The following is an 8218-nucleotide window of genomic DNA, read 5'->3' as shown; positions in this document are numbered from 1 at the left end:
GCCTCCTGAAAAAGGAGAAGGTCACGCTGACCGGCGACGACATGCGTGAGGGGCTGACCGCGATCGTTTCGGTCAAGCTGCCCGATCCCAAGTTCAGCTCGCAGACTAAGGACAAGCTCGTCTCGTCCGAGGTGCGCCAGCCGCTCGAGAGCCTGCTCGCCGACAAGATCGCCGAATGGCTCGAGGAAAACCCCGCCAACGCGCGCTCGATCATCCAGAAGACGATCGACGCCGCCGCCGCGCGCGAGGCGGCGCGGAAAGCCCGCGAGGCGAGCCGCAAGTCGGTGCTCGGCATCTCGAGCCTGCCCGGCAAGCTCGCCGACTGCCAGGAAAAGGACCCGGCCAAGTCCGAATTGTTCCTGGTCGAGGGCGATTCGGCGGGCGGGTCGGCCAAGCAGGGCCGCGACCGCCATTACCAGGCGATCCTGCCGTTGCGCGGCAAGATCCTCAACGTCGAGCGCGCGCGGTTCGACCGCATGCTCGGCAGCCGCGAGATCGGCACGCTCATCCAGGCGATGGGCACCGGCATCGGCCGCGACGACTTCAATCTGGAGAAACTGCGGTACCACAAGATCGTCATCATGACCGACGCCGATGTCGACGGCGCGCACATCCGCACCTTGCTGCTGACCTTCTTCTATCGCCAGATGCCCGAGATCATCGACGCGGGGCATCTCTTCATCGCGCAGCCGCCGCTCTATAAGGCGACGCGCGGGCGCAGCGAAGTGTATTTGAAGGACGATGCCGCGCTCGACGAATATCTGGTCGAGAACGGAGTCGCCTCCACCTCGCTCGACAGCCCGTCCGGCGCGCGGTCGGGCGCCGATCTGCGCGATCTGGTCGAGCATGCGCGGCGGATGCGCACGCTGATGCGCTATGTTCCGCGCCGCTACGATCCGACGATCATCGAGGCACTGGCGATGACCGGCGGCCTCGACCCCAAGGCGCCCGCCGCCGAACGCCAGGCGCATCTCGCCGCTGCGACCGAGCGGCTCGATCAGGGCGACCCCGAAGCGCGCTGGACCGCGCGCGTGACCGAGGATGGCGGAATCCATTTCGAGCGCTGGTGGCGCGGGGTGACCGACCACCACATCATCGAGGCGGCGTTCCTGCTGTCCGCGGAAGGGCGCAAGCTCCACGCGCTCGCGGTCGAACAGGCCGGCAGCTATGCCGTGGCCGCCAAGCTGGTGCCGTCCAAGTCAGCCCAAGCCGCGCAGGCCGCCGAGGACGCCGAAAACCCGATTGACGAGGACGACGATCTGCCGGTCGTGGTCGGCAAGGGCGAATCGCTGATCGCGCGGCCGTCGCAATTGCTCGACGCGATCCTCGCGGCGGGGCGCAAGGGCCTCGCGATCCAGCGCTACAAGGGGCTGGGCGAGATGAACGCCGAGCAATTGTGGGAAACCACGCTCGACCCGACGCACCGGTCGATGCTGCGCGTTCATGTCGAACAGGCCGATCTGGCCGACGACATCTTCACGCGATTGATGGGCGACGTGGTCGAGCCGCGGCGCGAGTTCATCCAGGAAAATGCGCTGAGCGTGGCCAATCTGGACGTGTAGCGCTAAGGTCATTGTAATCACGCGAGGCGGCGTCAGACCATTGGCGTAACGATCCACAGGAGAGCGAGATGCGCGGACTAACGATGGTGCTCGCGGCGGCGGCGTTGGCCGTGCCGGTTGCGGTGGTGGCGAAGGCGGCGATATCGCCCGCAATCACCAAAGCGCTGGCCGACCCGGCACGCGCCGATCAGGCTGGCGACGATACTCGGCGCCATGCCGCCGAGGTGCTTTCCTTCGCTGGGGTGAAGCCCGGCCAGACGGTGGTCGATTACCTGCCCGGCAAGGGATATTGGTCGCGCATCTTCACCAACGTCGTCGGGCCGTCGGGCCACGTCTATTCGCTGTGGCCGCACGTCGCGGTGAAATCGTATCAGAGCGACATCGATGCGCTGACCGCGCGCAAATTCGCCAATGTCACAGCCGATGGCCAGGCCACCAATCTACCGACCGTAGCGAAGCCCGTCGATCTGTTCTGGACCGTCCAGAATTATCACGACCTCAACAATTTCGGCGGCGAGGCTGGCTATGTCGCGTTCAATCAGGCGGTCTTCGCCGCGCTGAAACCGGGCGGCATCTATCTGATCGTCGATCACGTGGCACCCGCCGGAAGAGGCCTCGCGGATACCAAGACGCTTCATCGCATCGATCCGGCGATCGTCAAGAAGCAGGTGCTGGCGGCGGGCTTTCAATGGATCGGCGAGTCGATCGTGCTGGCCAATCCCAAGGACGACCACACGCTGAAGGTATTCGACCCGGCGATCCGCGGCGTGACCGACCAGTTCGTCTACAAGTTCCGCAAGCCGCTCAAGTGAGGCGGCTCCTCGCGGTCGCGTTGCTCGCCACGACCGCGGCCTGTTCGGGTAATGCGCCGACCGCCAACACCGCCGCGCCCGACACCAGCTTGGCGCGCGATACCGCCACCGACGCGCGCCGCCACGGGCCCGAAATCGCGGCGTTTGCAGGGCTGAAGGCAGGCGACAAGGTGATCGATTTGATCCCGGGCGGCGGGTATTGGACGCGGACGTTCGCACGGATCGTGGGTCCCAGCGGCCACGTCTACGGCATCTGGGCGGCGCCCTATGCCAACGAAGCGGCGACCGACGTCAGGAACTATGCCGCGCTGACCCGCGACCCCGGCTTCGCCAATGTCAGCGCGAGCACGCAAGCAGCGACCGAGCTGAAGGCGGCCGAGCCGGTCGATCTGGTCTTCACGTCGCAAAATTATCACGATTATCCCGACAAATTCATGGGCAATATCGACCCGGCGGTACTCAACACGCTGGCGTTCGATGCGCTCAAGCCGGGCGGCATCTTTCTGATCATCGATCACGCCGCGGCTGCCGGATCGGGGATGCGCGATACCGATACGCTCCACCGGATCGACCCCGCGATCGTCAAAAAACAAGTCGAGGCAGCGGGGTTCGCCTTCGTCGGCGAGAGCAAGCTGCTCGCCAATCCGGGCGACGACCGCACCAAGGCGGTGTTCGACAAGTCGATCCGCGGCCGGACCGACCAGTTCATCTTCAAATTCAAGAAACCTTAGCCGCGCTCCTCGCGGAGCGGACGAGCGAGCAGCGCGCCAATCACGTCGCCGACCGGGGCGCCCGCAAGCAACGCGCAAACGGCCTCGCACACCGGCATATCGACTCCCGCTTCGGCGGCGGCCTCGCGCAGAACAGGTGCCGTAAACGCGCCTTCGGCCACCGTGCGCCGGTCCGAGAGCAATTCCTCGGCCGATCGCCCTTCGCCGAGCCCGACACCGAGCGAGAAATTGCGGCTGCTGGTCGACGAGCAGGTCAGGACGAGATCGCCGAGCCCCGACAGCCCGGCCATCGTCTCGGCCCGCGCACCGCGTGCCAGCCCGAATCGCGTCATCTCGGCGAACCCGCGCGCGATCAGCGCGGCGCGCGCATTCTGGCCTAACCGCGCGCCCTCGACCACGCCGCAGCCGATCGCCAGCACGTTCTTGACCGCGCCGCCGATCTCCGCACCGATCACGTCGTCCGAGGCATAGGTGCGGAACGTCGGCGCCGCGAGCCGATCGGCCAGCGCGGCGGCGAGCGCGGTGTCCTCGCACGCCAGCGTTACCGCAGTGGGTAATCCCGCCGCGACCTCATGTGCAAAGGTCGGTCCCGACAGCACAGCGATCGGCGCATTCGGCTGGACCGCGCGAGCGACCTCGCCGACCAGCAATCGCGTTCCCGCCTCGATCCCCTTGGCGCACAGCACCAGCGGTGTGCGCCCGAAATCGGCGCCCGACAGCACACCGCGGACATGCTGCGCCGGCGCTACCACCAGCAAGGCGTCCGACCCACCTAGGTTGCTTAGGTCGTCGGTTGCTGTGATCGAGGGTGACAGCGGGACACTCGACAGGAAGAGGTCGTTGACGTGACGCTCGTTGATCGAGGCGACCACCTCGGCCTCGCGCGCCCATAGGGTGACGGGCTCACAATCCTGCGCGGCGACCTGCGCGAGCGCGGTACCCCACGCCCCGCCGCCGATGACGCCAATCCTCATGCCTTCACTCCCGCGCCGCGAACCTTTTCGGCGTCCGGGTCGAGCGGCCAGCGCGGGCGTGCGGCGACGTCGAGCGGGTCGGTCAGCCCGGCGGCGAAGCGCTCGGCGCCCGCCCAGGCGATCATCGCGGCATTGTCGGTGCACAGCCATTGCGGCGGGACGCTGAACGGCAGTTTGTATTCGCTGGCCAAGGCTTCGAGCGCTGCGCGTACCGCCGTGTTGGCGGCGACCCCGCCAGCGACGACCAACGCGGTCGCATCCACCTCACCCAATTGCCGCCTGGTGCGGTCGACCAGGCAGTCGACCGCCGCTTGCTGGAAGCTCGCGGCAATGTCCTCCTTCGACCACGTCTCCGCCTCATGCGCGCGCAGCACCGCGCTCTTCAAACCGGCGAAAGAGAAATGCGGCTCGGACGATCCGAACAACGGGCGCGGCAACGGCACGATCAGCCGCCCCGCGGCGGCGGCGCGCTCGACCGCAGGACCGCCGGGGAAGCCGAGGCCCAATATCTTGGCGGTCTTATCGAACGCCTCGCCCGCCGCGTCGTCGATCGTCGTCGCAAGGCGTCGATACGCGCCGACGCCCTGAACCAGCAGCAGCTGGCAATGTCCGCCCGACACGAGCAGCAGCAGATAGGGGAATTGCAGGTCGGGATCGGCCAGCCGTGGGCTGAGCGCGTGACCTTCGAGATGGTTGACCGCGACCAAGGGCTTGCCCGCCGCATGCGCGAGCGCCTTGCCGGTCACCAGCCCGACCATCACCCCGCCGATAAGCCCGGGGCCCGCGGTTGCCGCGACCGCGTCGATATCTGCCAGCGTCACCCCCGCCTCGGCCAACGCCGCGGCGACCAACGGCTCGAGTGCTTCGACATGCGCGCGCGCCGCGATTTCCGGCACCACGCCGCCATAGGGCGCGTGCGCCGCTTCCTGCCCCGCCAGCTTGTGCGCCAGGATACGCCGGTCGCCGGTGACCAACGCTGCCGCGGTCTCGTCGCACGAGGATTCCAGGCCCAATATCAGCATGCTCTTTCCTCTACGCGCCTCGCCCGGTAGCACAAGCCATGCGGCGAGTGACGTCATGACACGGCCGGTCGCGGTTCTGCGGCCCGAACCCGGGAACGCGGCAACTGTCACGCGCGTCGAGGCAGCCGGGCTGACCGCGATCCGCTTGCCGCTATTCGACGTCCACGCGCTGGATTGGGTCGCTCCCGATCCGGCAAGGTTCGACGCCTTGGTGCTGACCAGCGCGAACGCGCCGCGACTGGCCGGTCCCGGACTGAATGCGCTGGCGGGACTTCCCGTATTTGCCGTCGGCCCAGCGACCGCTGCCGCCGCCGAAGCGCGCGGGCTGGCCGTTGCGCATGTAGGGAATGGGGACGGCGCCGATCTCGCCGCGACGCTGGTTGCGCGCGGTTTCTCGCGCGCGCTGCTGCTGGCGGGGCGCGAGCGGCAATTGCACGTGGGTGGCGTCATTGCCGAGGCCATCGCGGTCTATGCCAGCGATCCGATTAGGATCGACGCCGCGGCGATCCATTCCCTCGCCGGCACAGTCGTACTGCTCCATTCCGCCCGGGCGGCACACCGGTTGGCCGAACTGGCCGGGCCTCATCGCGCCTCCATCCGCCTCGTCACGATCAGCCCTGCGGTCGCGGAGGCCGCCGGGCCGGGGTGGGAACAAGTTTCGGCCGCTTCGTCGCCGAACGATACCGCGTTGGTGGCGCTCACGCGCGGCCTCGCCGATTGACCCTGCCCGCGCCCGCGCGGATAAGAGCACCATGAGCGACGTTGCCCCGCCCCCAATATCGCCTCAGGCCTCGCCCGGCACGCGCCGCCTGACGCTTGCGACGACCGCCGGGATCGCGCTGGTGACATTTCTGATCGGTCTGTTGCTCGCGCTTTGGGCGATCGACCATCTGCGCGGCACGCCGCAAACCGCGGCGCAACCGCAAGTGGTCACCGCCGCTCCGCCGAAGGTCATCGTCGCCGCCCCGGTCGCGACCGATCCGGCATCGCTATCGGCGCGGCAGGAAATCCTGTCCGCGCAACTCGCCGCGCTCGAACAGCGCGGCGCCGCGATCACCGCCGCGTCGGCCAACGCCTATGGCAATGCGTCGCGCGCGGAAGCCTTGCTCGTCGTTTTGGTGTCGCGCCGCGCGATCGACCGCGGGCTCGACCTCGGTTATCTCGAACAGCAATTGCGCGACCGCTTCGGCGCGACCCAGCCCGCCGAAGTCGCGACGATCATCGATGCATCGCACCACCCGGTAACGACCGAGGATTTACGGCTTGGGCTCGACCAGATTGGTCCGCAGCTCGCGCTCGGTCCGGCAGGTGCCGGTGGCTGGGGCGGCGCGGTGTGGCGGCTGCTTGGCAGCCTGGTGGTGGTCCATCCGCGCAATACGCCGTCGCCGGTGCCGAGCGAGCGGCTTGCGCGCGTCCGGCGCATGCTCGCACAGGGGCAGGTCGAGGCGGCAGTCGAGGAAGTGAACCGCTTGCCCGGCGCGGCACAGGCGACCGGCTGGATGACCGGCGCGCGCCAATATGTCGCGGCGCGCAAGGCCCTGATCACGCTGGAAACCGCCGCCATTCAGGGCCGCGCCGCGACACCGCCCGCACCCGGCGTGACACCGATCCGCTAGACCCGCGCGATCAGCGCTTGTGCGGCGGCGGGCGCGCGCACCTTGGCGCCGCTGATGAAGAAGGCGAACGTGTCGCGTGGCGTCCTGGCTGGCGGATCGCCGAAATAGGGTAGCCCCGCAGGCGCCTCACCTGCGGCCCACCCCTTCGCGACCTTGGCCCAATGATCGAGCGCGGCGGGGGAATATCCGGCCGGCTCCTCTTCGATACTATTTTCGAGTCGGGCATAGACGAAGTCGGCGGTGATATCGGCGATCGCGGGATAATCGGGCGATTCGGCATAGACGATCGCGACATTCGCGGCGCGGCACATCTCGACGAAGGCTGGAACGTGGAAGCTGTCGTGCCGCACCTGGACCGCATGGCGCAGCGCAACACCGTCCTCCTTGGCCGGGAGCAGTTTCAGGAATGCGCCGAAATCGTCGGGGTCGAATTTCTTGGTCGCCATGAACTGCCAAAGGACCGGCCCGAGCTTGGCGCCCAGTTCCACGATACCCTGGCTCACGAAGCGCTGTACCGATTCGCCGGCCTCGGCCAGCACCTTGCGGTTGGTGCAGAAGCGCGACGCCTTCAGCGTGAACACGAAGTCGTCTGGCACGACTTCGGCCCAGCCTGCGAAGGTCGCGGGCTTGAACCCCGAATAATAGGTGCCGTTGACCTCGATCGCGGTCAGGTGGCGCGAAGCGTATTCGAGTTCGCGCTTGTGCGGCCATTTGTCGGGAAAGAAGGTCCCGCGCCACGGTTCATAGGTCCAGCCGCCGATGCCGATTCGTATCTCTGCCATGCCGCACGATAGCCTCACCCGCGCTCGAAGCGATAGCGGTCGCGGATCCGGCGGTTGAAGAAGCCGCCCTTCGACGTCGCGCGGCGCATCGCCTCAACCTCGCGCTCGGGTACGTCGAGATACGCGTAGCGCCGCCCGCTCACGAACTGGACGTCGAGCCGGTGCGCGGCGGGGTCGTAATCGAACGATCGGATCACGCTGGAGGGCATGGCGAGTCAACGCACGGAGCAAGCACGCGTTTCATCCGGAGATGGTCGGCGCCCGACTCTGCTTGAAACCCCGTGTCCGCTGGTGCACACCGGCGACTCGGGCGTTGGGGGCGCCGGATACCGCACACGCGCCGTCCGCGAACCGCTCCCGATTGATAGGTTAGGCGGGGTTAGAACGTGTTGCGTTTCATCAAGTCCAAAGTTCCGGCGCTGATCGCCGCCGTCGTAACGATGTTGCAGGCGAGCGTCGCGCATGCGCAGGACACGCTGTCCGACCCAGCCGGGTCGGGTGTGCTGGTATCGGCGGTGCGCTGGTTGCAGGGTACCTTGCTCGGCACGGTGGCCACTGTCGTCGCGGTGATCGCGGTCGCCTCGGTCGGGTTCCTGATGCTGACCGGGCGGATCAACTGGCGCTATGGCGCGACCGTCATCATCGGCTGCTTCATCTTGTTCGGCGCCGCCAGCATCGTTGCCGGCATCCAGTCGACCGCCGGCCTCGGCAACTAGGTC

General features: G+C 67.6%; 10 protein-coding genes. 6 read left to right on the top strand and 4 right to left on the bottom strand.

What is annotated here, in order from left to right:
• The 3 genes from JWM94_RS06440 to JWM94_RS06430 form a co-directional block, all read left to right on the top strand.
• The coding region (locus JWM94_RS06440; RefSeq protein ID WP_299423765.1) for a toprim domain-containing protein at positions 1-1562 on the top strand (1562 nt) is incomplete at its 5' end.
• Between the two features lie 68 nt (positions 1563-1630).
• On the top strand, positions 1631-2374 hold the full coding sequence (locus tag JWM94_RS06435) for a methyltransferase (RefSeq protein ID WP_299423761.1): 744 nt from the start codon (positions 1631-1633) through the stop codon (positions 2372-2374).
• Positions 2371-3105, top strand: coding sequence for a methyltransferase domain-containing protein (locus tag JWM94_RS06430; protein ID WP_299423756.1), 735 nt, complete (start codon positions 2371-2373; stop codon positions 3103-3105). The genes JWM94_RS06435 and JWM94_RS06430 overlap by 4 nt, the downstream gene beginning before the upstream one ends.
• Here the strand turns inward: JWM94_RS06430 and JWM94_RS06425 are convergent.
• Positions 3102-4079 carry an NAD(P)H-dependent glycerol-3-phosphate dehydrogenase gene (locus JWM94_RS06425; protein WP_299423753.1) on the bottom strand — a complete coding sequence of 326 codons (978 nt, stop codon included), beginning with the start codon at positions 4077-4079 and terminating at the stop codon, positions 3102-3104. The two genes, JWM94_RS06430 and JWM94_RS06425, sit on opposite strands and share 4 nt — an antisense overlap.
• Entirely contained in the window at positions 4076-5101 is a 1026-nt protein-coding gene (tsaD, locus tag JWM94_RS06420) for a tRNA (adenosine(37)-N6)-threonylcarbamoyltransferase complex transferase subunit TsaD (protein WP_299423748.1), read from the bottom strand. Before tsaD ends, JWM94_RS06425 begins: the two co-directional genes overlap by 4 nt.
• Before the next feature lie 55 nt (positions 5102-5156).
• On the opposite strand from tsaD, the gene JWM94_RS06415 reads away from it, so the two are divergent.
• Positions 5157-5822: a uroporphyrinogen-III synthase gene (locus JWM94_RS06415; RefSeq protein WP_299423745.1), complete on the top strand. Its 666-nt coding sequence runs from the start codon at positions 5157-5159 to the stop codon at positions 5820-5822.
• A 31-nt stretch (positions 5823-5853) separates the two neighbouring features.
• On the top strand, positions 5854-6717 hold the full coding sequence (locus JWM94_RS06410) for a hypothetical protein (RefSeq protein ID WP_299423742.1): 864 nt from the start codon (positions 5854-5856) through the stop codon (positions 6715-6717).
• Here the strand turns inward: JWM94_RS06410 and JWM94_RS06405 are convergent.
• Together JWM94_RS06405 and JWM94_RS06400 are read right to left on the bottom strand one after the other, a co-directional pair.
• A complete protein-coding gene (locus JWM94_RS06405; protein ID WP_299423738.1) occupies positions 6714-7499 on the bottom strand; it encodes a DUF72 domain-containing protein in 786 nt (261 codons plus the stop codon). The genes JWM94_RS06410 and JWM94_RS06405 overlap by 4 nt on opposite strands.
• A 14-nt stretch (positions 7500-7513) precedes the next feature.
• Positions 7514-7696, bottom strand: a complete 183-nt coding sequence (locus tag JWM94_RS06400) for a KTSC domain-containing protein (protein WP_299423735.1) — start codon at positions 7694-7696, stop codon at positions 7514-7516.
• 201 nt (positions 7697-7897) lie between these two features.
• Between JWM94_RS06400 and JWM94_RS06395 the strand changes: the two genes are divergently transcribed.
• The gene (locus tag JWM94_RS06395; RefSeq protein ID WP_299423787.1) at positions 7898-8215 is read left to right on the top strand and encodes a TrbC/VirB2 family protein; all 318 of its coding nucleotides are present in this window, start codon (positions 7898-7900) and stop codon (positions 8213-8215) included.
• Positions 8216-8218: the final 3 nt, after the last annotated feature.

Source organism: Sphingomonas bacterium, from assembly GCF_028289855.1.
GTDB lineage: Bacteria > Pseudomonadota > Alphaproteobacteria > Sphingomonadales > Sphingomonadaceae > Sphingomonas.
Note: the sequence above shows the minus strand (reverse complement) of the source record. Positions and strands in the feature narration are given on the sequence as shown.